General features: G+C 61.3%; 17 protein-coding genes. 13 read left to right on the forward strand and 4 right to left on the reverse strand.

The genetic code is table 11. From position 1 onward, the window contains the following. Positions 1-20: 20 nt before the first annotated feature. Genes tagH through ACOVQ0_RS13670 form a run of 3 tightly spaced genes read right to left on the reverse strand, consistent with a single transcriptional unit; the run spans position 21 to position 4,144 of the window. Positions 21-1,553, reverse strand: a complete 1,533-nt coding sequence (gene tagH / locus ACOVQ0_RS13660) for a type VI secretion system-associated FHA domain protein TagH (RefSeq protein WP_421885370.1) — start codon at positions 1,551-1,553, stop codon at positions 21-23. Between the two features lie 60 nt (positions 1,554-1,613). Beyond that, complete coding sequence (locus tag ACOVQ0_RS13665) at positions 1,614-2,150, reverse strand: DUF6931 family protein (protein ID WP_421885373.1); 537 nt, start codon at positions 2,148-2,150, stop codon at positions 1,614-1,616. After that, positions 2,150-4,144 (reverse strand): type VI secretion system Vgr family protein, encoded by a 1,995-nt coding sequence (locus ACOVQ0_RS13670; protein ID WP_421885375.1) that lies wholly within the window; start codon positions 4,142-4,144, stop codon positions 2,150-2,152. The genes ACOVQ0_RS13665 and ACOVQ0_RS13670 overlap by 1 nt, the downstream gene beginning before the upstream one ends. 383 nt (positions 4,145-4,527) lie before the next feature. On the opposite strand from ACOVQ0_RS13670, the gene ACOVQ0_RS13675 reads away from it, so the two are divergent. From ACOVQ0_RS13675 to ACOVQ0_RS13735, 13 genes are all read left to right on the forward strand, one after another. Further along, positions 4,528-5,175, forward strand: a complete 648-nt coding sequence (locus ACOVQ0_RS13675; protein ID WP_421885377.1) for an OmpA family protein — start codon at positions 4,528-4,530, stop codon at positions 5,173-5,175. A 29-nt stretch (positions 5,176-5,204) separates the two neighbouring features. Continuing rightward, positions 5,205-6,299 carry an ImpA family type VI secretion system protein gene (locus ACOVQ0_RS13680; protein ID WP_421885379.1) on the forward strand — a complete coding sequence of 365 codons (1,095 nt, stop codon included), beginning with the start codon at positions 5,205-5,207 and terminating at the stop codon, positions 6,297-6,299. A 90-nt stretch (positions 6,300-6,389) separates the two neighbouring features. Next, entirely contained in the window at positions 6,390-6,902 is a 513-nt protein-coding gene (gene tssB / locus ACOVQ0_RS13685; RefSeq protein WP_421885382.1) for a type VI secretion system contractile sheath small subunit, read from the forward strand. 72 nt (positions 6,903-6,974) lie between these two features. Beyond that, positions 6,975-8,465 carry a type VI secretion system contractile sheath large subunit gene (tssC, locus tag ACOVQ0_RS13690; protein WP_421885385.1) on the forward strand — a complete coding sequence of 497 codons (1,491 nt, stop codon included), beginning with the start codon at positions 6,975-6,977 and terminating at the stop codon, positions 8,463-8,465. Positions 8,466-8,650: 185 nt separating this feature from the next. Next, positions 8,651-9,130, forward strand: coding sequence for an Hcp family type VI secretion system effector (locus tag ACOVQ0_RS13695; protein WP_421885388.1), 480 nt, complete (start codon positions 8,651-8,653; stop codon positions 9,128-9,130). 54 nt (positions 9,131-9,184) lie between these two features. Next, positions 9,185-10,000, forward strand: coding sequence for a type VI secretion system accessory protein TagJ (locus tag ACOVQ0_RS13700; protein WP_421885391.1), 816 nt, complete (start codon positions 9,185-9,187; stop codon positions 9,998-10,000). Next, a complete protein-coding gene (gene tssE / locus ACOVQ0_RS13705) occupies positions 10,000-10,542 on the forward strand; it encodes a type VI secretion system baseplate subunit TssE (RefSeq protein ID WP_421885394.1) in 543 nt (180 codons plus the stop codon). The genes ACOVQ0_RS13700 and tssE overlap by 1 nt, the downstream gene beginning before the upstream one ends. A gap of 4 nt (positions 10,543-10,546) precedes the next feature. Beyond that, entirely contained in the window at positions 10,547-12,409 is a 1,863-nt protein-coding gene (gene tssF, locus ACOVQ0_RS13710) for a type VI secretion system baseplate subunit TssF (RefSeq protein ID WP_421885397.1), read from the forward strand. Continuing rightward, positions 12,373-13,482: a type VI secretion system baseplate subunit TssG gene (gene tssG / locus ACOVQ0_RS13715; RefSeq protein WP_421885400.1), complete on the forward strand. Its 1,110-nt coding sequence runs from the start codon at positions 12,373-12,375 to the stop codon at positions 13,480-13,482. The genes tssF and tssG overlap by 37 nt, the downstream gene beginning before the upstream one ends. Then, positions 13,479-16,127, forward strand: a complete 2,649-nt coding sequence (tssH, locus tag ACOVQ0_RS13720; protein WP_421885403.1) for a type VI secretion system ATPase TssH — start codon at positions 13,479-13,481, stop codon at positions 16,125-16,127. Before tssG ends, tssH begins: the two co-directional genes overlap by 4 nt. 29 nt (positions 16,128-16,156) lie before the next feature. Then, positions 16,157-16,801: a hypothetical protein gene (locus ACOVQ0_RS13725; RefSeq protein WP_421885406.1), complete on the forward strand. Its 645-nt coding sequence runs from the start codon at positions 16,157-16,159 to the stop codon at positions 16,799-16,801. Further along, a complete protein-coding gene (locus ACOVQ0_RS13730; RefSeq protein ID WP_421885409.1) occupies positions 16,798-17,280 on the forward strand; it encodes a hypothetical protein in 483 nt (160 codons plus the stop codon). Before ACOVQ0_RS13725 ends, ACOVQ0_RS13730 begins: the two co-directional genes overlap by 4 nt. Positions 17,281-17,295: 15 nt before the next feature. Continuing rightward, on the forward strand, positions 17,296-18,705 hold the full coding sequence (locus ACOVQ0_RS13735) for a methyltransferase domain-containing protein (protein ID WP_421885412.1): 1,410 nt from the start codon (positions 17,296-17,298) through the stop codon (positions 18,703-18,705). Between the two features lie 6 nt (positions 18,706-18,711). Here ACOVQ0_RS13735 and ACOVQ0_RS13740 read toward each other — a convergent pair whose 3' ends face one another. Continuing rightward, positions 18,712-21,843, reverse strand: a complete 3,132-nt coding sequence (locus ACOVQ0_RS13740) for a Dyp-type peroxidase (RefSeq protein ID WP_421885415.1) — start codon at positions 21,841-21,843, stop codon at positions 18,712-18,714. Between the last annotated feature and the right edge of the window lie 2 nt (positions 21,844-21,845).

Below are 21,845 nucleotides of genomic sequence, written 5' to 3' on the forward strand. Positions count from 1 at the left end.
GCGCGGCCTTTGGGCCGCGTTCAGCGCTGGCGTGCGATTTCCTCGTAAGCGCGACGGAATTCCTTGGCGAACATTTCCATGAACGCCTCGTCAGATCCTTGTGCCACGCCGCTGAATTCGCGTTCATAGGCGGCCCAAAGTGCGGCTTCGCGTGCGCCGGGCAGGATGCGGGACAGTATGCCGCCCTGTTCGGCCCGGGCACGGATCGCGCGGGGACTGAACCGATCTAGCGTAGACCGCAGTGCGCCCTGCATGGCCTTCAACGTCGCCATCTGGTGCGCCTGAAGATCCTTGAACGCATCCTCTACGGCGCGTTCGCTGTCCATGAAGCCGCGCTGAGGGCTGTTCAGAAGCTGTTCGAGCGCCTGTTCTGGTGTGCGTGCGAATTTGAGCGGATTGTTGCCGTCAAATTCCAGACTGGTTCCTTGCGCACCAAGCTGGCTTTTCGCTCGCGCGCGCGCCTCCAACATGACCACCATGCCTGCCACAAGGCGGCGCAAGAGGTTTCCAGCCATCCCCAGCGTCTGCGCTTCGCCTGCTTGCAAACGGTCGGCGTTCACACCGGCGGACTGTGCCAGCGTTCCCAGACCAGCGCCTTGCGCCGCTACAGGCGGTGGAGCAGGCGGAACCGCTGCTACAGGAGCAGGTGCGTGGGGTGGAGGCGCCGCTGTTTGAGGCGGTGCGGGTGGCGGTGGTGGCGCGAAGGCACGTGTGACCGGAGGTGATGCAGCGCCAAAGCCGCCCCGCGCCCAATCGACCACATTGGATTGTGCGAATTTGCCCCAGATATCATCAGCGGCGGGAGGTGGTGGTGCGGCAATCGGGCTTGACCAGTCAGACGCCGGTTTGAGCGGTTCTTGCGCGGGCGTGCCCCATGTTGAAGGACCGGTGGTGTCGGCAACAGGCGTTGGTGAGCCCCAGCCCGAAACGGGTGGCGGGGCAGGGGATGCAACCGCGCCCCAACCTGCAGACGGTGGTTCGGAAGGCGTTGTAACCGGTGGCGGCGCCGCAGGTGGTGGTGCTCCCCAACCGCCAGAAGCGGGGGTAGACGCTGCGGTTGGCGGTGCTGCCCAGCTTTGCGACATCGGGCCAGTGCCGGAAATTGCCGAGCCAACCGGTCGTGCGTCCCAACTTGACGCTTGTGCCGCCGGAGCGGCTCCACCGGCATCGGACGTCCAGCCCTTCCAGTTTGCGGGGGTTGGATCGCTGTTGCGCTCAGCCGCGAGGGCGGCCGAAGCATCGTCCAGCGCGGCAACAATCTCGAACGGACCGACGTGAAAAACGTCGCCTTGGGAAATGGCGTGAGGGCCAGCAAGGCGGGCCTGTTGCCCGTGCACGAAGGTCCCGTTGGTGCTGTGATCAATCAGTTCGTATCCACCGCCTGAAAAGCGTACTTCGCAATGGCGCGAAGAAACGTGCAGCGATGGATCGGGCAGGCACCAGTCCGATGTAGCAGCTCGCCCGATGAGCGCGCCACGGCGGTCGAGCACCAGCGAAAGCGGTGAACCGTTGTCCAGCCGTTCGGCATTGCGGATGGTAAGAGTCAAAGGCACGCGGATGAACTAGCTTCTCAGGTTCGAAATGTCATCATGCACCGCAGTGTTGCCGCGCAATCAGGATCCCGCAAGAACGCTTTCCCCGATTTGCAGGCTTGCCGTGATGGCCCCCGACGGATCCTTGCCGATAAAGGCCGCCGTCAGCACTGCGGCGGCGGCGAGTTTCGCGCAGATATCAGGCGGAGGCTGGATGGCAGGCAGGTCTTCTTCGGAAATCGATCCGCCGGACAGGAATATCGCCTTGCACAGCAGCGCTTGCGGCGTTTCGTCGTCCAGCGTTTCGCCAAGATCGGAAGCGGCGCGGCGCAGGTTGTCCGAAGGATTATCGATCCAACGCAGCGCCGCAACTATCGCCGGGTCCGCGCGATCAACGCCCAGTTCGATCAGGGCGCGCACTGCCCAGACCACACATTCATAGCGGGGCATGGCATGGGCAAGGAAATTCACCGCGTAGGATGCCTTACCTGCTTCGCGCAGGCCGGTGAACCAGTCTGACGGGGCGATCCCCCGCGCTGCTTCCGGCACCTCGCGAGGGTTCACACTGGCTGCAAGCTGCGCGGCATCGGTCCAGGTGGATAGCTTCCAGTCGCCCATCAGTTGATCTTCACCAGTCCGCCCTTGGCGGTCAGAATGCCCGAAGCCTCGACCGTAGTCATGGCTGACCCCAGCTTGGCTGTCGCCATGCCTTCCATCTTGAGTGTGGTCGTCGAAATCTTGATCGAGGTCGGGTCAAGCGTGATCGTGCTGCCACCAACCGACAGTGTGATCTTGTTGGCCGCGCTGATATCGATGGAATCTCCAGCCTTGATCGTTATCTTCTTGGTCACGTCCAGCGTATCGTTGGACTTGATCTCAACCTTGCGATCCTTGTGGACGGTGATCGTTTCGGTGCCTTTGACTTCTTCCTTGCGGTTGCCCTCGATCAGGATTTCCTCGTTCTTGCCGACCCGCTCCTTGCGGTTCTTGCCGACGCTGATCTCCACATCGCGGCCCACCTTGTGCGTTTCGTTGTGGCGCACGCGAGTGTTCATGTCGCGTTCGGCGTGGAGGAAGACTTCCTCCTTGCCCGTCGCATCTTCAAAGCGAAGCTCGTTGGCACCGGGGGCTTTGGTATCCAGATCTTCCGCTTCGGACAGCGCATCGCCCGTGGTGCGCTTGTAGGTCTTGGTGCGCCAGAGCGCGCGGGTCTTGTTGTCGGGCAGCTTGTAAACCGGCATGTGGCTGGCGTTGAACACGCGGCCGACGATGATCGGGCGATCGGGGTTGCCGTTGATAAAATCGACCAGCACTTCATGTCCGATGCGCGGGATGATGATGTTGCCCAGCCCCCCCGTTTGCGAAACGCGGATCCAGCAGCTTGACTTGTCGTCCAGCTTGCCCTCGCGGTCCCAGAAAAACTGGACCTTGATCCGCCCGAATTCGTCGACGTGGATTTCCTCGCCTTTGGGGCCGGTCACCACAGCAGTTTCGGGGCCGCGGGCCGTGGGACGGGGGGTGGTGATCGGCGCGCGAAAGTTTACGTCGTGCGGGATCGTGGTGAATTCCACAAACGTCTGGCTTGCCGCGCCGCCCGACCGGTACTGTTCGTTCGCGAGCGTCGTGCGGCAACGCACGATCAAGTATTTGCGGTTGAACCGCCCTATCGTGTGGCCTTTCAACTGGAGATGGTATCCCGTCTCGATACCGGCAAAGGTGCTGGTCCCTTCGTAACGCAAACGCTGCGCCCGGCGGCTTTCCAGCACCACGGTGCTGAGCGTTTGCCCCGCTGACTCCTGATAATAACGGCCAGGCCAGTTGTAGACTTCGATCTCATCAAGCGGATGGGCGCATTTGTCGGTTGCTTCAGCTTGCCGTGCGCGAGTCGGTTCCTTGAAGTCATAGTCGCGCATGGTCACGCGCGCTTCGCCGCCGGTCGATGCGCGTTCGTGCCACGATTGCACGAACAGGCCCGTGGTGCCTCCACGACTCGTCGAATCGACCATTGCGGCGGAATCAGACAGGGGGTTGTACGTCATCGGCCCCACCGGCATCGGCACGTGGCAGCCCGGCTTGTCGCAGATCGTCATCGTGTGGGCCGAAGCACTGTGCTGGTAGAAGTAGTAGAGGCCTTCTTCTTCCATCAGGCGCGAGACGAAATCGAAATCGCTTTCGCCATATTGCACGCAATAGGCAAGCTGCCGCGTCCCGCCCGATGCTTTGACCTCGAACGCCATGCCGCATTCCCCGAGCACCGATTTGATGATCTCGATTACGGGTTTGTTCTGGAAAATTCGGAAGTTGCTGCCCTGATCGTGCAACTGCCCCGCCGGGGCCAGAACCAGCCGATAGACGAAGCCCGCGCCGTTGATTTCCTCGACATATTCCGCGTCCACCACGATGCCGTGGAAATAGCGCAGCAGCTGGCCATCCAGCTTGCTTTCGATCGAAGCGGGCTTGCCAAGGTTGGGCAGCAGTTCGATCTCATCAAGCGAAAGCACTTCGAGCGTGATCGAGAAATGCTGGCTCAACGCCTCGAAAGCATCGAGGCGCACGAGTTTGAGTTGTTCGGAGCCGTTTCCAAGCCGCAGGGCCAGGGCGGTCTGCCGCATCGGGCTGTCAGCCAAATCAGTTCCCCTTGCAGGAAGTCCCGGCAATCATGCCGAACCGATGCAACCCGTGTGCTTTTTCTTTGCCACTTCGTCTGTGACTGTCGTCACCGCTACCAGAACGGCACCCTGTTATGAAGCACCTATTCCGCCGGATAAGCGGAGAGCAGCACGTTCATGATCTGATGAAACGATTGGCGGCCAGATTGTCCCGAAGCGGCACTGATAGCCCAGTTGGCACAGCAGTAGTGAACAGCAAAGCAGGAATCGTTTGCGGCGTTGGTTGATGACCTGTAAGAATATCGGAAAATATTAACCACAGGCGTCGCGAGAACAATGACCGGCATTGCCGGGGCGGGCATCAGGTCCGCGGAAAGAGGTGCGCTATGGTATTCAAGATGATTGCATCGGGTCTTCTCATCACGATCCCGACCATCGCTACGGCTCAGGCCGGACCTGTCGCAGAAAAGTCGGACGCGCAGATCGTTTGCGAACTGACCAGCGATTGCGACGCTTTCAATCAGGAACTCGCAACCCGCGATCAGGGCGAAAAGCGCGCGCTGCGCTTTGATATCCCGCAGGGCGCAAAGAAAAAGGTCGTGCCGCCAGCACCGGGATATTCCGCGCCAAAGCCGCGTACCGTTGCGGTTGCAGCGCCCAAGCCGCGGATTGCGGCACCCGTTGCACAGTCGCAGGCTGGTCGCTCCACGCTTTCGATCAACTTCGCCTCGGGTTCGGCGGCAATCGCTCCGGGCAGCCGCGCACAGGCCCAGATGCTGGCCAGCGCGCTCAAGGCTCCGTCGGCAGCTTCGAAGCGCTTCATCGTCGGCGGCCACACCGATTCGGTTGGCGGGCGTGAATACAACATCGATCTGTCGAAGCGCCGTGCAGAGGCGCTGGTGCAGTTTCTCGTTGAAAACGGCGTTGAACGTTCGCGTCTCCAGCCCGAAGGCTATGGCTTTGACAAGCCGGTAGCTGGATTGAACGCCAAGGCTGCCGCAAACCGCCGCGTCGAGATCGTGAAGATCGACTGACCACAAGCGGTTGGCGGGGGCTGAACCGAATGACTCTTGATATCGCGGCCCTGATCGCGCCTCTCTCCGAAGAGGTGCCATCAGGCCCCGACTTGTCCTACGACGATCTTCGCATGGAGATCGAAAGCGCGTTCGAGCGGCCTGTCAGTGAAGACGGCGGTGAGTCGGACATCGATTGGCGCAAGGTCATCGACCAGATCATTGCGCAGGGTGCGCAGACGCGCGATATCTGGCTGCCGGTTTACCTCATCCGCGCGGCCACTTTTGCCCGCCGCTTCGATCTGCTGGGTGAAGCTGCCGAATGGCTGGCGGGTTTGCTTGAGGAACGTTGGGCCGATCTGCACCCGCAACTCGATGAATATGGTTTCATCGGGCGCAAGGCGCCTTGCGAATCGCTTACCCGCATCAGTGATTTCCTCGCTCCGCTTTCCCGCGTCCCGCTGATCGAGCATCCGCGTTTTGGGCGCTTTACCGGTGAGGATATCGAACGCTTCGCCGATCAGGGCGCATCGGCTGACGGTTATGGACCGTTCCGTGCGACGATCGAGGCGACCGATGCCGAGGCCATTGCCGGGCTGGTCGATCGGTTCGATGCGCTGCGTAACGCTTTCCGCCGGATCGATGGCGTGCTGACCATCAATGCCGAAGGCGACACAGCCACCAACTTCAAGCCGACTTACGAAAAGCTTGATCGCTATCGCAATGCGCTGTCGGCGGTGTTGCCCGGACAGGCGCCCGTTGAAGTGGCGGATACAGGCACCGCAGACGATGCTGACGATTGGGGCAGCAGCAGTTCTTCAGGCACTGCTCCGGCGGCAGTTATGTCATCCGGTCCGGCGTTTTCCGGCAGCATCCGCAATCGTGATGACGTGGTGCGCGCGCTTGATGCGATCTGCGCTTATTACACCGCGATGGAGCCGGGTAGTCCGGTCCCGCTGTTGTTGCAACGCGCGCGCGAATGGACGGGCCTTGATTTCATGACCGTGCTGCAGGACCTTGCGCCCGGTGGAGTCGATGAAGCGGCGCGGGTTCTGCATTCCCGGCGCAGCGCGGCACCTGCTGCGGCAGAAGCGGTGGCGGAAGCTGGATCTTGGGGTGAAACGCAGGCGTCTTCGGAATGGTGATTTTCGGCACTTACCGGACGGCGCAAGAGGGTGCAGGAATACGGTAGACAACGTGCCGAGAGGGTGACCGGACCGGCGATGGAGGCGTAAATGGCGAAGAGTGGTCAGCGGTTTATCAAGGAAAACAGGGCGCCTCGTGTTCACATCGAGTATGAGGTTGAAACCTTCGGCTCGAAGCAGAAGGTTGAACTGCCGTTCGTCATGGGCATCATGTCCGATCTTTCGGGCAAAAGCCTGGTCGAGAAGAAGTCGCTCAATGATCGCGACTTCCTTGAATTCGATATGGACAACTTCGATCAGCGCATGGCTGCCATCGCGCCGCGCGCAGCCTTCAATGTGGACAACACGCTGACCGGCGAAGGCAAGCTGGCCGTGGACCTGACGTTCAAGACGATGGAGGACTTCTCGCCCGGTGCCATCGCCAAGTCGGTGCCCGCGCTGGCGCAACTGCTCGAAGCGCGCGAACAGCTCAACGATCTCATGCTCTACATGGACGGCAAGGACGGCGCGCAGGATCTGCTCGACCAGTTGCTCAAGGACCCCACGCTGATGAAGGCGATGTCGGCGGCGGGCAAGGAGCCGAGTGCAGGCGGCGAAGGCTGATCGCGGGAAGCGGACGGTTGATGAAATTTCCGACCACGGCAGTGTCGTGGCAGGCAGACAGGATGGCTTGAGATGGCGACGGAACAGGTACAGGGCGGAGCAGCGGCAACCGAGACGGAGTTCGCTCCCGACGATTTCGCAGCACTGCTTCGCAAGGAGTTCAAGCCCAGCGATGATGCCCGCGCGAACCGCATCGAACAGGCGGTGTCCACGCTGGCGCAGCAGGCCTTGGCTGACGTTTCGATCATTGGCGACGATGTGTTCAGCACGATGGACGCGCTGCGCGCCGCGCTGGATCGCAAGCTGACAGAACAGGTCAACGAGATCATCCACCACGCCGATTTCCAGAGCCTCGAAAGCGCGTGGCGCGGCCTGCACTATCAGGTGATGAACACCTCGACGGGCAAGGATCTCAAGATTCGGGTGCTGAACATCGGCAAGGACGAATGCCGCAAGATGTTCCGCCAGTATCGCGATGCTGCGTGGGATCAGAGCCCGCTGTTCAAGAAGGTCTACGAAGCCGAATTCGGCCAGTTGGGTGGCCAGCCCTTCGGTTCGTTCGTCTGCGATTACGCTTTCGATCATTCCGGCCCCGATCTTGAAGTGATGAAGGGGCTGGCCAAGATCGGTGCTGCGGCACACGCGCCGTTCATTGCCGGTGCCGCGCCGGGTCTGATGGGTATGCAGAGCTGGACCGAACTGTCCAACCCGCGCGATCTGTCCAAGCTATTCGAAGCGACCGACTATGCCGCATGGCGCACCTTCCGTGACAGCCCGGACAGCCGCTACATGTGCCTTGCGATGCCGCGTTTCCTTGGCCGCCCGACTTATGGCGCAAAGTCTGATCCGGTTGAGGAGTTCGCCTTCGAAGAAGATACGAGCGGCGATCACGACAAGTACCTGTGGGTCAACGCGGCCTATGCGATGGGCACGCGTATCACCGATGCATTCAGCACCTGGGGCTGGTGCAGCCGTATTCGCGGTGTTGAAAGTGGCGGCACGATCGAAGGTCTGCCCGTGGCAACGTTCCCGACCGACGATGGCGGCGTGGACATGACCTGCCCGACCGAAATCGCCATCTCCGACCGTCGCGAAGCAGAGCTTTCCAAGGCTGGTCTGATGGCGCTGGTTCACCGCAAAGGTACCGATCAGGCAACCTTCATCGGTGCGCAGACGCTCAACAATCCAGCCGTTTATGATGATCCGGCGGCCACCGCTTCGGCAAACCTTTCGGCACGTCTGCCCTACATCTTCTCAAGCTGCCGTTTTGCCCACTATCTCAAGTGCATGGTGCGCGACTGGATTGGTGGCACACGCACCGAACGGCAGATCGAACAGGATCTGCAGCGCTGGATTTCGAACTACATCGATGGCCAGCCCGACAGTTCGACCGAAGAGACGAAGGCGCGTCTGCCGCTAAAGGATGCCCGGATCGAGGTCGTGCCTGATGAATCGAACCCCGGTTACTACAAGGGCAAGTTCCTGTTCATTCCGCACTACCAGCTTGAAGGCATGGACGTGTCGTTGAGCATGGTTTCGAAGCTGCCGAATTCGGGCGGTTAGTGCATTTGGTCACATGATGAGTCAGGCGGTGGGTATATCTGATTGAGGGCGACAAGAAGAACAACGCCCAACCCATCGCAGGACACTGGCTTGCATGGCCTAGAGTTTTTGAGTGCCAATCAGTCTTTCGGGCTGAACGTCGTTCGGGTTCGCAACCTGTTGACCGAGTTTATAGGAGACGGAACGTGGCAGCTGACATCTTTCTGAAGCTTACCAACATCAAAGGCGAGTCGAAGGACGACAAGCACAAGGGTGAGATCGACATCGAGAACTTCTCGTGGGGTCTGCAGAACGGCGGTGACTGGGCAACTGGCGGCGGCGGCGGCGCGGGCAAGGTGTCGTTCAACGACATGTCCATCACCAAGCGTTGCGACCTGTCGACCCCTTCGCTGATGCAGGCCTGCGCCAATGGCGATCACATCGCTGAAGGCGTGCTGACCGTGCGCAAGGCAGGCGGCAAGCAGGAAGAATACTATCGCATCACGCTGAAGAACATTCTGGTGTCGAGCATCGCGAACGCTGGCAGCGATGGCAGCAATCCGATGGAGCAGGTCTCGCTGAACTTTGCCGAGATCAAGTTCGACTACAAGGAACAGACCGAAAAGGGCGGCCTCGGTGGCGTGGCCAAGTTCGGTTGGGATCTCAAGGCCAACAAGGCGGTCTGATTTTTCGCCTGACCGTGTGTCGGGCACAAGTTGTACGGACTGGGGGCAGTCAAAATGGCAGATCCGGACACCTTGCTGCGCGAGGGCGATTTGGACGGAGCACGTGCTGCTCTGGTTGAAATCGTCCGCACACGGCCTGGAGATGACAAGGCCCGAATGTTCCTGTTCCAGTTGCTGTGCGTTACCGGCGAATGGGATAAGGCTCGCAAGCAATTGCAGGCACTTGCCCAGGTTGCCGATAACGCACAGATGCTGGCTGCAACCTATAACCAGGCGATCGATGCCGAATTGCTCCGGGCTGATGTCTTTGCGGGCAAGGCGGATATGCCGGTGCTTGTCGGCATGGGCGGATGGATCGAAGGTGTGGCGCAAGCGATTTCGCTGGGCGCAAAAGGCCGCATGACTGAAGCAGCTGATGCACGCGACGCGGCTTTCAGCGAAGCACCAGATACGCCCGGCACGTTCGAAGGTGTGCGCGTCCCCGCTCAGGCTTTCGATTGGATCGCCGATGCGGACATGCGTTTCGGCCCCACGTTTGAGGCAATCGTAGCGGGGCGCTATGGCCTTGTGCCGTTTGATGCCGTTGTTTCGATCACGTCGGATGGACCGCAGGATCTGCGTGATACCGTGTGGTATCCTGTCCAACTCGCACTGAAATCCGGCCAGTCGATCGCGGCTTTCCTTCCCGCGCGCTATCCCGGAACGGAAGCCGCGCCTGCTGCGGTGGTCCGACTTGGTCGCCAAACCGACTGGGTGGAGTCGGGGGAAGGCGATGCCGCGATTCAATCCGGCCTCGGCCAGCGTCTTTGGAGTTTTTCGGACGGCGGCGATGCCGCACTGCTCGATCTGCGCAAACTCACTTTCGCCTGATGGCGCGCAGTCCTTCCCAACCGGTTCTCAATCCCACGCTTTTTGACAAGCTTGTGGCCGGAAACGACATTGGCGGAATGCGCGGTGAGGAAATCGAGAATGCCGAAGAACGGCGCGAAGCCTTGCGCTTTTTGTCGGTGCCTGCGGTAGAGCGCTTTAACGAAACCGCGCTCAGGGCAACCGTCAGGCGCGAACTGGCCTGGCTGCTCAATACCACAAATCTCGAATCCAGCGTCGATCTCACCAATTATCCGCAGGTCCGCACCAGCGTGTTGAATTATGGTGTGTCCGACCTTGCGGGAAAGTCGCTCAGCAGCCGCGCGATCCTGCGCCGTGCGCGGGAAATCCGCGATGCGGTACAGGCGTTCGAACCGCGGATCGATCCAGTTTCGCTCAATGTCGAACTTTCGGGCAAGGTTGAGCGTGAGAATTCGCTGACCTTTCTGATTGAGGCTGACGTGCGTTCGGCTCTGCGCGCCATACCGATCAAGTTGCGCACTGATGTGGAATCGGATTCGTCAGCGGTAACGGTGCGGGAATAGCCACATGGACCCGCGGCTGCTCCGTTTCTACAACGAAGAACTGACCTATCTGCGCGAATCCGCGCGAGAGTTTGGCGAAGAGCACGAGACTGTGGCCTCCCGGCTCGGCCTCAAGACGCCGAATGACCCTGACCCCTATGTTGAGCGGCTGCTGGAAGGCGTGGCCTATCTTTCGGCGCGCGTGCAGCTGAAGATTTCGGACCAATATCCCGAATTCACCCAGCATCTGCTTTCTGCGGTGCAACCGCACTATCTGGCACCGGTCCCATCGATCTGTATCGCCGGGTTTGATCCCAAGGATGGCGATCCGCTTCTGGCCGAAGGCTATGAAGTGCCGCGCCAGACCGAACTTGTCGCGATGACCGACGAGGCGGGAGCCAGCCCGGTGACGTTCCGCACGGGTCATGCGGTGAAACTTTACCCCTTGCGGATTTCCGAAGTCGAATATCTCGGTTCGCGCACCGCCGTTGCCAGTTTTGCCGCCAGTGCGGGCATCAGGGCAGAGGCGGGCCTGCGGTTGCGCTTCGAAGGGGTGGGGGCGATCCCGCTCGAAAAGCTTAGCATCACCGATCTGCCCATCTACCTTGACGGGTCGGAAACGATCCCCGGCGAACTCTACCGCCAGATCATTGGCGAAACCGTGGCTGTTCTGGCCAAACCTGCCAAATCCGCATCGGCAGCACCGGTGCAGTTGCCGCTGCCTGCGCAGATCGGCTTTGACAAGGATGAGGCGCTGCTCCCGGCTGAGGAGCGTTCTTTCCGGGGTTATCGGCTGCTGACCGAATATTTCGCGTGCCCCGAACGCTTCCTCTTTGCCAGCCTGAACGGCCTGAACAAGGGATTTGCCGCTGCGGATGGTGGCGCAGTGGATGTGGTGCTGCTGTTCAATCGCAATGCCCCGGCGCTGGCGGGTGCACTGTCGCCCGCAAACTTCAGGCTTTTCGCTACGCCCGCGATCAACTTGTTTGAAAAGCAGCTTGGTCGTGTTCAGGTTGATCCGGCAGGGCATGAATTTTTGCTCATGCCTGATCGTACAAGGCCGCTCGATTTCGAAGTTTGGCGGCTGCTTGATGTGACGGCGCATTTGCGCGAATCCACCGAACCGCGCCCGGTTGCGCCGCTCTATGCACTGGGGGCGCTGCTTTATGACTGGCGCGATGCGCTGTTTTTTGTCCCCCGGCTCAAGCTGCGCAGGCTGTCCACGCGCGAACAGCGCCGGTTGCGGCGCGATGATTACACCGGCACTGAAACGTGGATATCGCTAACCGCCGCAGGCAATCCTGAACGTATTGCCGATATCAAGGAACTGGCCGTCCGTGCGTTGGTCACCAACCGGGAACTGCCATCGAAACTGTCGTTTCGAGGGACAGAGCATTTTGTCCCGCCCGGCGGTCCGGTGCGCTCCGTCAGCGTTCTGCGCAGCCCAAGCAAACCGCGTCCGCCGCTGGGGCTTGATGATGCGGCATGGCGGATCATTGCGCATCTTACGCCCAACTATGCCACGCTCGTGCCCGAAGATGGCAGTGATCCGTCAATGCTGCGCGATCACCTCGCGCTTTATGGTCCGCGCGACAATGCGGCGCTGCGGCGGCAGATCGACGGCATCGTAACTGTCGGTTCGCGCCCCGTGGTGCGGCGCGTGCCGGGGCGCGGCGCGATGGCCGTGGCACGCGGCAGTCGTGTGACACTGACGCTCGATGATGCCTCGTTCGAAAACGCACGCCTGTTTCTCTTTTCCGCCGTGGTGGAACGGTTTCTGGCCGATTTCACATCCGTCAACAGCTTCACCGAAACGATCGTCCGCACGCCGGGCGAAGGAACGATAATGTCATGGCCCCCCCGGATCGGACGCAAACACACGATCTGATCGACTGGTCGGCGGAAATCGCCGAACTGCAGCGTAGCGGGCTGTTTGCCGTGCTGCGCCGGGCAGAGGCGAAGGACGCGGGCAAGCCACGCATCGGTGCGGCCCGCCGCCCGGAGCAGTCCATCGTCGATCTGGCGCAGGAACCGTCGCTCGCCTTTGCGCCGCATACGCTTGCCAAGCTGGAGTTTCGCCACGGCAGGCCACGCCTTTATGGTGAATGGCTGGGTTTGTTGGGTCCGATGGGACCACTGCCCATCCACCTGACCGAATTTGCCGCTTATGAGCGGCGCTATGCCCAGAAGCAGCCGTTTGTTGACTGGCTGAACACGATTTCCGGGCGAATGCTGCAACTGTTCTATCGCGCATGGGCAGAATCGCAGCCTGCCGCGCAGGCAGACCGTCCGGCGGACGATCGCTTTGCCGATTGGCTTGGTGCCTTGTCGGGTGCGGGCGAGGGGGCCGGCCCGGACAATCGTTTCCACGCCCGCGCGCGGCTCCACTATGCTGGCGTTTTTGCCGGGCCGCGCAGCGCTGTGGCGATTGAGGATGCGCTTAGTCATCTGCTACGCCAGCCTGCGCAAGTGGTGGAATTCGTGCCGCGCTGGCGGGATCTCGAACGGGAGGATCGAACCCGGCTTGGTCGCAACTATGCCACGCTGGGACAGGATGCGGTGCTGGGCGGGCGTATTTATAGCGCGTCCGATGCGTTCCGCGTGATCGTGCGCGCGCAGAACCACGCCGATTATCTCTCTCTGATGCCCGGCGGCACGCGCTTTGCCGTGGCGGCGGAAGCGATCGAGGCTTTCAAACCCACACATCTCGAATGGGATTTGTGCGTTGAACTGGCTGATGCCGATGCGCCGCCGGCGCGGCTTGATGGCAAGACACGGCTGGGGTGGTCGGGTTGGCTCAAACCCCGTGGATCGGCCATCGCTGCCATCGCGCGTCGTCGCCGCAAGCCCGGTTCTGCTACTGGATCGGAAGCTGCCCAGCCTTCGCAATCCACCGGCCCGATCCGAGCCGACGCCCATTTACGCAAGACCAGCCTCAAAAGAAGGAAACCGGCAGGATGACCGAGATCAGCCGCAGCGCCCTGTTCGGGCGGCTCAACCAGACCGCGCTCAAAGGGATCGAAACCGCAACCGGCTTCTGCAAGATGCGCGGCAACCCTTATGTCGAACTGGTTCACTGGATTCACGTCCTGTTGCAGGATCCCCAGAACGATATTGCCGCGATCCGCACTGCCTTCGGTCTTGATGATGAAAGCCTTGCCCGGCAGGTTGTCGCTGCACTTGATGTGCTGCCGCGCGGCGCCACCGCCATCTCCGACTTTTCCCCGCAGATTGAAGAGGCGATCGAGAAGGGTTGGCTCTATGCCTCGTTGCAGTTCGGCGCCGGGCGCGTGCGCACCGGGCACTTGCTATACGGGATGCTCAAGACCGCAACGCTGCGCAACGCCCTGTTTTCGATCAGCGCCGAATTCCGCAAGGTGCAGGTCGAACGTCTTGCCAGCGAATTTGAAGCAGCCTGCGCGTCCAGTCACGAAACCACGCAGGGCGCGGACCTTGGCGGCGCAAGCGCTGGCGGAGAGGCAGGCGCAGGTCCGGTTGCTGATGGCGAGGCGCTGGCCAAGTTCTCGGTCGACCTGACGCAGCAGGCGCGTGACGGCAAGATCGACCGCATCGTCGGGCGTGACAGCGAAATCCGCCAGTGCGTCGACATCCTCCTGCGCCGCCGCCAGAACAATCCGATCCTCGTTGGTGAAGCAGGCGTGGGCAAGACTGCCGTCGTCGAAGGCTTCGCCAAGCGCATCGTCGATGGCGATGTACCGCCCTCGCTTCAGGGCGTCACTCTTCGTAGCCTCGACATCGGCCTGATGCAGGCTGGCGCCAGCATGAAAGGCGAATTCGAAAAGCGCCTGCGCCAGGTAATCGATGAGGTTGAAGCCAGCCCGGTGCCTATTGTCCTGTTCATCGACGAGGCGCACACGTTGATTGGCGCTGGTGGGCAAGCAGGCACGGGCGATGCAGCCAACCTGCTCAAGCCAGCACTGGCGCGTGGGAACCTGCGGACGATCGCGGCGACGACGTATGCCGAGTATCGCCAGTACTTCGAAAAAGACCCGGCGCTGACCCGGCGGTTCCAGACGGTGGATGTGGCCGAGCCGGAAACGGACAAGGCCGTGGCCATGATCCGTTCGGTCGCGCCGATGATGGAGAAGCATCACAACGTGGTTGTGCTGGACGAGGCGGTTGAGGCTGCGGTCAAGCTTTCGCAGCGCTATGTCCCGGCGCGGCAGTTGCCGGACAAGGCGGTGAGCCTGCTGGATACCGCCTGCGCGCGCGTGGCGGTTTCGCAGCATTCCACCCCAGCGCAGGTCGAAGATCGCAAACGGCGGTTGGAACTGCTTGAAGTGGAACGCGAAATTGCGCTGCGCGAAGCAGGGGGCCAGTACACAAGCGGTGAACGTTTGCCCAAGCTGGATGAGGCGATGGCCGAAGCCACCATCGCGGTGGAAGAGATCAGCGCCAAGTGGGAGCGCGAGAAGGACGCTCTGACCGGAGTGGTTGCCGCGCGCGATGCGCTGACCGAAGCGCGCAAGGCTGCTGGCGACGGGCCGGTCGAGGGTGAGGATGCGCTGAAAGAGGCGTTGAAAGCTGCGCTGGCGGCGATGAGCGAAGCGCATGGCGACGAGCCGATGGTCTTCGGCGTGGTCGATCAGGATGCGATTGCCGCTGTTGTGGGTGACTGGACCGGTATCCCGATGGGGCGCATGGTCAAGAATGAGATCGAAAGCGTGTTGACCATTGCCGATCAGCTCAAGAAGCGGGTGATCGGGCAGGATCACGCGATGGATTCCATCGCGAAGCGCATCCAGACCAGCCGTGCCAAGCTGGACAATCCCAACAAGCCGGTGGGCGTGTTCATGCTCTGCGGCCCATCGGGTGTGGGCAAAACCGAAACCGCGATGGTGTTGTCGGAGCTGCTGTTTTCGGGCGATGACAGCCTGATCGTGATCAACATGAGCGAATTTCAGGAGGCGCATACCGTTTCGACGTTGAAGGGCGCGCCAGCAGGCTATGTTGGTTACGGGCAGGGGGGGGTTCTCACCGAGGCGGTTCGCAGGCGGCCCTATTCGGTCGTGTTGCTTGACGAGGTGGAAAAGGCCCACCCCGATGTCCACGAGATGTTCTTCCAGGTTTTCGACAAGGGCTTCATGAATGATGCCGAGGGCCGTTATATCGACTTCAAGAACACGCTGATCCTGCTCACCAGCAATGTCGGCACCGACCTCATCACCACGATGAGTGAGGACGAGGAGATGAAGCCCGAACCAGCCGCGCTGGCGACCGCGCTGCGCCCTGAACTGCTCAAGGTCTTCCCGCCCGCCCTGCTGGGCCGCCTGATTGTGGAGCCTTATTACCCGCTCAGCCCCACCATGCTTCAGGGCATCGTTCGCATCCAGTTGAACCGCATCGTGAAGCGCATTGCAGACAGCCACGGCATCGCCTTCAACTATGGGCAGGAGGTGGTCGATCTGATCGTGTCACGCTGCAACGAGGTGGCCAGCGGCGGTCGTCTGATCGATGCGATCCTGACCAACACAATGTTGCCCGATCTGTCGATGGAACTGCTCAACCGGCAGATGAACGGCGAAGAGGTAAAGGTGATTGATGTCACGGTTGAGGGCGATGGGTTCGGGTATAGTTTCGGATAGAAACGAGGGCCGGAAGAAAGCGTGTCGGGATGTCCTTAGCCAATGCCAAGGTCCGCGCTATTGCTCTGATTGCCAAGGGTGAAGCGTTCATCAACTGGATGTATCTGGACTCGGTCAGCTATGTGACGATCGGGTACGGCACCATGCTGCCCGATGCAGAAGCCGCAGTTGGGGTGGACCTTCGCCATCCCAACAAGAAACCTGCCACGGCTGATGAGAAGCGAGCAGAATGGCGGCGGCTGCGGGCAATCAGTCCGGCGGGCACGGATAGGAACTATTCGGCGCAATCCTATCGCAAGGATGCGCAACTGTTCATCATGCAAACCGAAGCGGACCGTCTCCGTGTGCTGAAACTTGATGCGTTTATCGTGAATTTGCGCACTATCTATCCGGGTTTCGCGTCGTTCCCGGAAGACGCGCAGGTTGGGCTGATGGATATGGTCTACAACCTCGGTCCAAACGGATTAGCGAAGAAGTTCAAGAACTTTGGACGCGCGATCAACAATCCCAAAGGGCCTGACTGGAAGCGCGCGGCGCTGGAATCACACCGTCCGCAGCTTTCGGCGGAGCGCAACAAGGAAGTGAAGGACTTGTTTCTGTCCGCTGCCCGGATCGCGGAAATCGAGGCCCGCAACCAGCCGGGCCGCCCGCCGGCGAGGCCTGTGCGAAAATGAGGGCGCGCGCTGTGATCATCGCGTTGGCCTTTGCCATAGCAGGCTGTAATGCGCCTGCGCCAAGTGCAACAGCAAGTGAAGCGGTTGCGGAGGCTGCATCTGCAACTTCCAACACGCCGCACGCCATCAACGCGGCTCTGCTGGGCCAATGGAAGGCCTATGACAACGATGCGCACAAGGTGCTGGGAACACTGGATATCAAGCCGGACAGGCTGGTCTTCGCCAAAGGGCTTACGCTGCGCATCGAACCGGTTTCACCCACGCTGGCGCGCGTAAATCCGGCTGACGGCGCAAAGCCGGTGTGGGGCAAGGATGGCCTGTGCGGTGCGGCGCCGGTGCTGTCCGTATCGTTCGCGCTGTCCGATCCGGCAAAGCCCAAAGAACTGCGCCTTTCGGTTCACGATGTGGCCAGCGGTCCCGGCCCTGATCCCGATTTCGATCTGCACCGTTGCCAGACTTTCACATATGTGCGCGACTGAAGAAGGACCGCTCGCTTGACTACCACGCCCTATGATCGCGTTGCCTATCCGACCACGGTATTCGCCCAGACCAATCCCGAACGTCTGGCGGTGCTGGCGCATCTGGCGGGGCTGCACCCGGTGCCGCCGCAGGAAGCGCGTATTCTGGAGATTGGCGGGGGAACCTGCGTTAACCTGCTGGCGATGGCGGCGATGTGGCCGGGGTGTGATGCGTACGGCTTTGATCTTTCCGAAACCGCGATTGCGCGCGGGCAGGAGATTGTCGACGCATCGGGCCTGACCAACGTGACGCTGGCGGTGGAGGACATCTGCGAGGCGCATCACCGCTATCCGGCGGGAGCTTTCGACTATGTGATTGCCCACGGCGTCTATGCCTGGGTGCCCGATCATGTGCGTGAGGCAACGATGCGGCTGGCTTCGCATGTGCTGTCGGACCGGGGTGTGGCTTTCATCAGTTATAACGCCATGCCCGGTGGGCATGTGCGGATGATCATGCGTGAGATGTTGCTGGATGCCATCGGGGAAATCGACGATCCCGACCAGCGCATTGCCGCGGTGCGAGATTTTCTGGAGGATTACGCCCGCGCTCGCGATGGGGATGAGCCACTGGCGACGACCTTGCGCCAGCAGACTGGGAACATGTTGCAGCGCCCCGATGCGGTGCTGTTCCACGATGAACTTGGCCCCTGCTTCAATCCGCAGCGCCTGCTGGATGTGGCGGCTGAGGCCCATGCCAACGGCTTGATCTTCCTGACCGATGCAGGGCGCAATCGCCAGCTTGACGGCTTCGTTGCCGATGGGGCGGACATGCCTGACGATCCCGAAGGCGAAGTGCTGCTGGCCGCATCGCGCGATGATTATGCCGCGCTGCGATATTTCCGGCAGAGCCTGTTCGTGAAACAGGTGCCAGATCGCCGGATCGACGCTATGCGCATTGCCAACCTGTGGCTTTCGACGAAAATCAAGCGACAGGACGATGGCACGTTCGTGCTGGGTGACGATGTGATCACGATCAACGACGATGGCCTTGCCGATGCCCTGACGCGCGCCGCCGCTGCCTATCCGCAGCGCGTGCCTATCAATACGATTACCAGCGATCCCAAGCTGCTGCGTGTGATCCTGCAGCTTTATACCGAATGGTACGTCGCTCTGCATCCTGCTCCGGCGCCATTCCCTTCCGCTCCGGCGGAGAAGCCATGTTCTGGCGCACTGGTGCGCGGAATGCTGAAACTGGGCGACACAACGCTTTGCACGCTGGATCACGGGGTGATCAAGATCGAGCAGAGCGAACTGCGCTCTCTGCTGATGGCAGCAGATGGCACGCGCACGGTGGATGAGATCGGTGCGCTGAACACCGGCATCCCGCCCGAAGATACGCTTGCCGCACTTACCGCCTGTTGCGGGAAGGCGCTGATGCAAGCCTGAACTGGATCAGCGGGCGGTGATGGCCAGCCCCGGACCATCGGGCGTATCTTCCAGCGCGCTTCCGGCAAGGAACCATAGCGCGTGGCGGCCCGGCATGAAGAAATAGCCGCCGCCGCGCACCGTGATGTGGCGCTTTACATCGGGCAGTTCCAGCGGTGCATTGCGACCGTGGATGGTGAAGCGGGCTTTTTCCGTGCCCGGTGCATCGCCGTGATGCATGGCGAAAGGATCGGGTTCCTGTTCAAGCCCGTGGAACGTTGGTGATCCCAGCCAGGTCTGTTGCACGAATTCGAACTGCCGTTCGAGATCGGCGTTGAAGCACATGAACAGCGTGCCTCGCGCTGTTCCGTTCTTGTCATCCAGATAAGGGCGGCCGCGGCGCAGCAGGCGATGGCGGTTGGTCACTGAAAGTTCCACCGGATCGGTCTGCGCCAAGCTGTCACGCGGGAAGCTGCGGCGGATGTGCGAGCCGAAAGGGCAACGCAGCCCCTGTGGATCGGAATCCTTGTAGAGGAAGCCGTTGCGCCGGACGGCATCGGCGCCGCTGCGGAACGATGGGGTAAAGGGGTGATCAATCAGCGCCGATCCGTCACGCCAGCGGCCCAGCATTTTCGCGGCGATCCATTCGCCAGTACGGTGGGGATTGCCGTTGTGTGGGTTGATCACGTCGCTGTGCTTGCACACCTGATCGGTGGCCTTGCCGAGTTGGGTATGGAAGCCATTAACATCCTGCTCCAACTGACGGATTACCAGATAGCTGCCGTTGCGCCCGAAATCGCGCGCAGGTGCGTCGCCTGCTGAAAAGTCCGGGTATTCGAGTGGCTGGCCCTGCGGTGGTGCGGCGAGCAGGCGGCGCTTGAGGCCATTGGCAAGGTTGGCGCGCTCCACCAAAGGCGAGGGCGGAAAGTAGCCGCGATTGTCAGTATAACCGAGGATGAACTCGCCCGGTTCGACTCCGTGGACCGGATCGGGCGCGCCATGACGGCCCGGAAAACCGCGCACCAGCGGTTGCGATACGCCATCGACGAAGCCGAACGGTTCGGTGGAAAGTTCGTCGCTGGTGTCGGCCTTGGCGTGGATAAATGGTTGCAAGACGGGTTGCGGGAGCGGTTTTCCATCGCTGGCGTCCCAAGCGGCGTGGAATTTGTCGACATCGAAGGAATTGATACCGGTGCGGATTTTCGTCGTGACCGAAAGGCCGTGCTGTTTTGCTTCGGTGATGATGTCTGCAAAGCGTGCGGCAACCGTTTCGTCGCGCGCGTAGAGCAGCAGGACGGCGTGAGTGCCATCGTCGGCCCATTCCAGCATGGCCGGATCGCCCAGGGCGCGCTTGCGGCTGGCGTGAGTCATGCCGAGTGCGAAGGCTGCGGGGAAGCCTTGGTCGGTGCCACGCCCTTCAAGCGCGAGTTCTTCGTCCAGTCCCAGCAGTCGCAGGCCCGATGCCGAAAACGCGATGTTGGCGACGAGGCTTTCAGGTGGTTTGTCACCAAAGGCCAGCCCATCGCGCGCGATCAATCCGGCGAGCCATTTCTGGACGTGGGCGTAGGGATGAATGCCCGCATCGTTGCTCGGTGCGCCAAAGTTCAGCGCAACCAGCAGGCTGTGCGGATGGCGGCGCAACCCGCCGAACATCAGCGTCTGGATTTCTTCGTATTGCAGGCCGTAGGTCGGGCGCGGGATCGATCCGAACAGGTCGAGCCAGGCTTCGGCTTCAGACGGGCAATTCTCCAGCCGCGAACGATATAGCAGCCCGCTGACGATCAGCGCGTGCTTGCGCATGGCCGAGGTTGAAAGATCGGGATGCGCAGAAAACCAGCAGGGCGTGGGTTGCATCGACCCGCGCGCAAAGCGCTTCATCCGGTCGCCATCTTCTGCACCCTTGAAGAACAGGAAGCGGGTGGTCGGAAAGCCTTCGGAACTGCTCCATGCGGCGGTGACGCCTTCGGATGCCTTGGTGATGAAATCCTCAAGGTAGCTTTCCCAACTGCCGTCATAGTTGGAAACGAAGACCAGTTGCCGCGTGCCCGGCAGCACGATCCAGCGCGCGGCATGGATCGTACCGATGGTTGCAAGAAAGCCGCGCCGCATCACGCCGATCCGGGCCATCGTGGCCACGGCGATGAAGGCCAGTGGCAGGCTTAGCTTGCGTATCCACGCGGCACGCAGGCGGGTAATGCTGATCATGTGGTTCTGCACTACGCCGGGCGCATTTTCGCGCGCCATCATCGCGCCCAGCGCGGCGGCGGAAGGGGTGCGGTCGATCGGGGTGTTGGCCTGTTCGTCACGCCGTAGGGCGAAGGCGATGACGGCAACGATCTTCGCCGCAAACAGCACCATAGGCACGATCGCGCCCAGAAGCGCCGAAACTACGCTTTCCCCGACGCACAGCAACACCACGAGCGCGATCGCATAAGGCAGGAGCAACAGCGGCAACCACAGGGGACGCGCATCCCAAAGTCCGCGCCCGATCCAACCCAGCGACCAGCGCGTTTTGGCAAAGTCCAGCCACGGCGCATCGTTGGTGTCGCAAAACGCCAGCGCGGCCGGTTGTTTGTCCGGCAGGGCAGTGAGGTCGTTTTCAAGCGCTTCGCCCACCTTTTTCAGCAGGGTCTGCGGCCCGATCATCGAGGAGTGCGCGCGTTCATGCCCGATGATTGCGCGTGCCTTTTCCACGATATCGCGGTTGCGCGTGATCGCTTCGACGCTCAGCCCGGGCAGTCCGCCGAATGGAAGGCCGAGCAAGCGGCCGGGCCAGCGCAGGGGTGATTGGCTGATGCGATGGCTGTGCTGCTTGAGCAGGGGCAGAACGGCGGCTTCATCCTCGATTCTGCTGGTCAGCCAGAGAATAGGGAGGAGCACCGTTGCGGCGTGCTCTGCAATCACGTCAATCGCCCGGTCGGCGTTGCCATCGACAGTGGCTTCGATCAGCAGGTGTGCAGGATGGCCCGGCGCTTCGGGTGCGATGGCATGGATGCTGGCGAAATGGACGATCCCGGTCTTGCGCAAGGCCGTGTCCAAGTCTGCGCCCGCCGGATTGCCCAGTTCGGCGATCTTGCGTTCCACGTCACCGACATCGCACCATTCGGACTTGTCGCCAAAAGGGATGGCGATGGTAATGAAGTCCTGCGAAAGGCTCATAC

The organism is Novosphingobium sp. (genome assembly GCF_049240505.1).
Classification (GTDB): Bacteria; Pseudomonadota; Alphaproteobacteria; order Sphingomonadales; family Sphingomonadaceae; genus Novosphingobium.

Coding starts and splice junctions, on each gene's coding strand:
- ACOVQ0_RS13665 (WP_421885373.1), bottom strand. CDS start 2,150: ATGGGCGACTGGAAGCTATCCACCTGGACCGATGCCGCGCAGCTTGCA.
- ACOVQ0_RS13670 (WP_421885375.1), bottom strand. CDS start 4,144: ATGCGGCAGACCGCCCTGGCCCTGCGGCTTGGAAACGGCTCCGAACAA.
- ACOVQ0_RS13675 (WP_421885377.1), top strand. CDS start 4,528: ATGGTATTCAAGATGATTGCATCGGGTCTTCTCATCACGATCCCGACC.
- ACOVQ0_RS13680 (WP_421885379.1), top strand. CDS start 5,205: ATGACTCTTGATATCGCGGCCCTGATCGCGCCTCTCTCCGAAGAGGTG.
- tssB (WP_421885382.1), top strand. CDS start 6,390: ATGGCGAAGAGTGGTCAGCGGTTTATCAAGGAAAACAGGGCGCCTCGT.
- tssC (WP_421885385.1), top strand. CDS start 6,975: ATGGCGACGGAACAGGTACAGGGCGGAGCAGCGGCAACCGAGACGGAG.
- ACOVQ0_RS13700 (WP_421885391.1), top strand. CDS start 9,185: ATGGCAGATCCGGACACCTTGCTGCGCGAGGGCGATTTGGACGGAGCA.
- tssE (WP_421885394.1), top strand. CDS start 10,000: ATGGCGCGCAGTCCTTCCCAACCGGTTCTCAATCCCACGCTTTTTGAC.
- tssF (WP_421885397.1), top strand. CDS start 10,547: ATGGACCCGCGGCTGCTCCGTTTCTACAACGAAGAACTGACCTATCTG.
- tssG (WP_421885400.1), top strand. CDS start 12,373: ATGGCCCCCCCGGATCGGACGCAAACACACGATCTGATCGACTGGTCG.
- tssH (WP_421885403.1), top strand. CDS start 13,479: ATGACCGAGATCAGCCGCAGCGCCCTGTTCGGGCGGCTCAACCAGACC.
- ACOVQ0_RS13725 (WP_421885406.1), top strand. CDS start 16,157: ATGTCCTTAGCCAATGCCAAGGTCCGCGCTATTGCTCTGATTGCCAAG.
- ACOVQ0_RS13730 (WP_421885409.1), top strand. CDS start 16,798: ATGAGGGCGCGCGCTGTGATCATCGCGTTGGCCTTTGCCATAGCAGGC.
- ACOVQ0_RS13740 (WP_421885415.1), bottom strand. CDS start 21,843: ATGAGCCTTTCGCAGGACTTCATTACCATCGCCATCCCTTTTGGCGAC.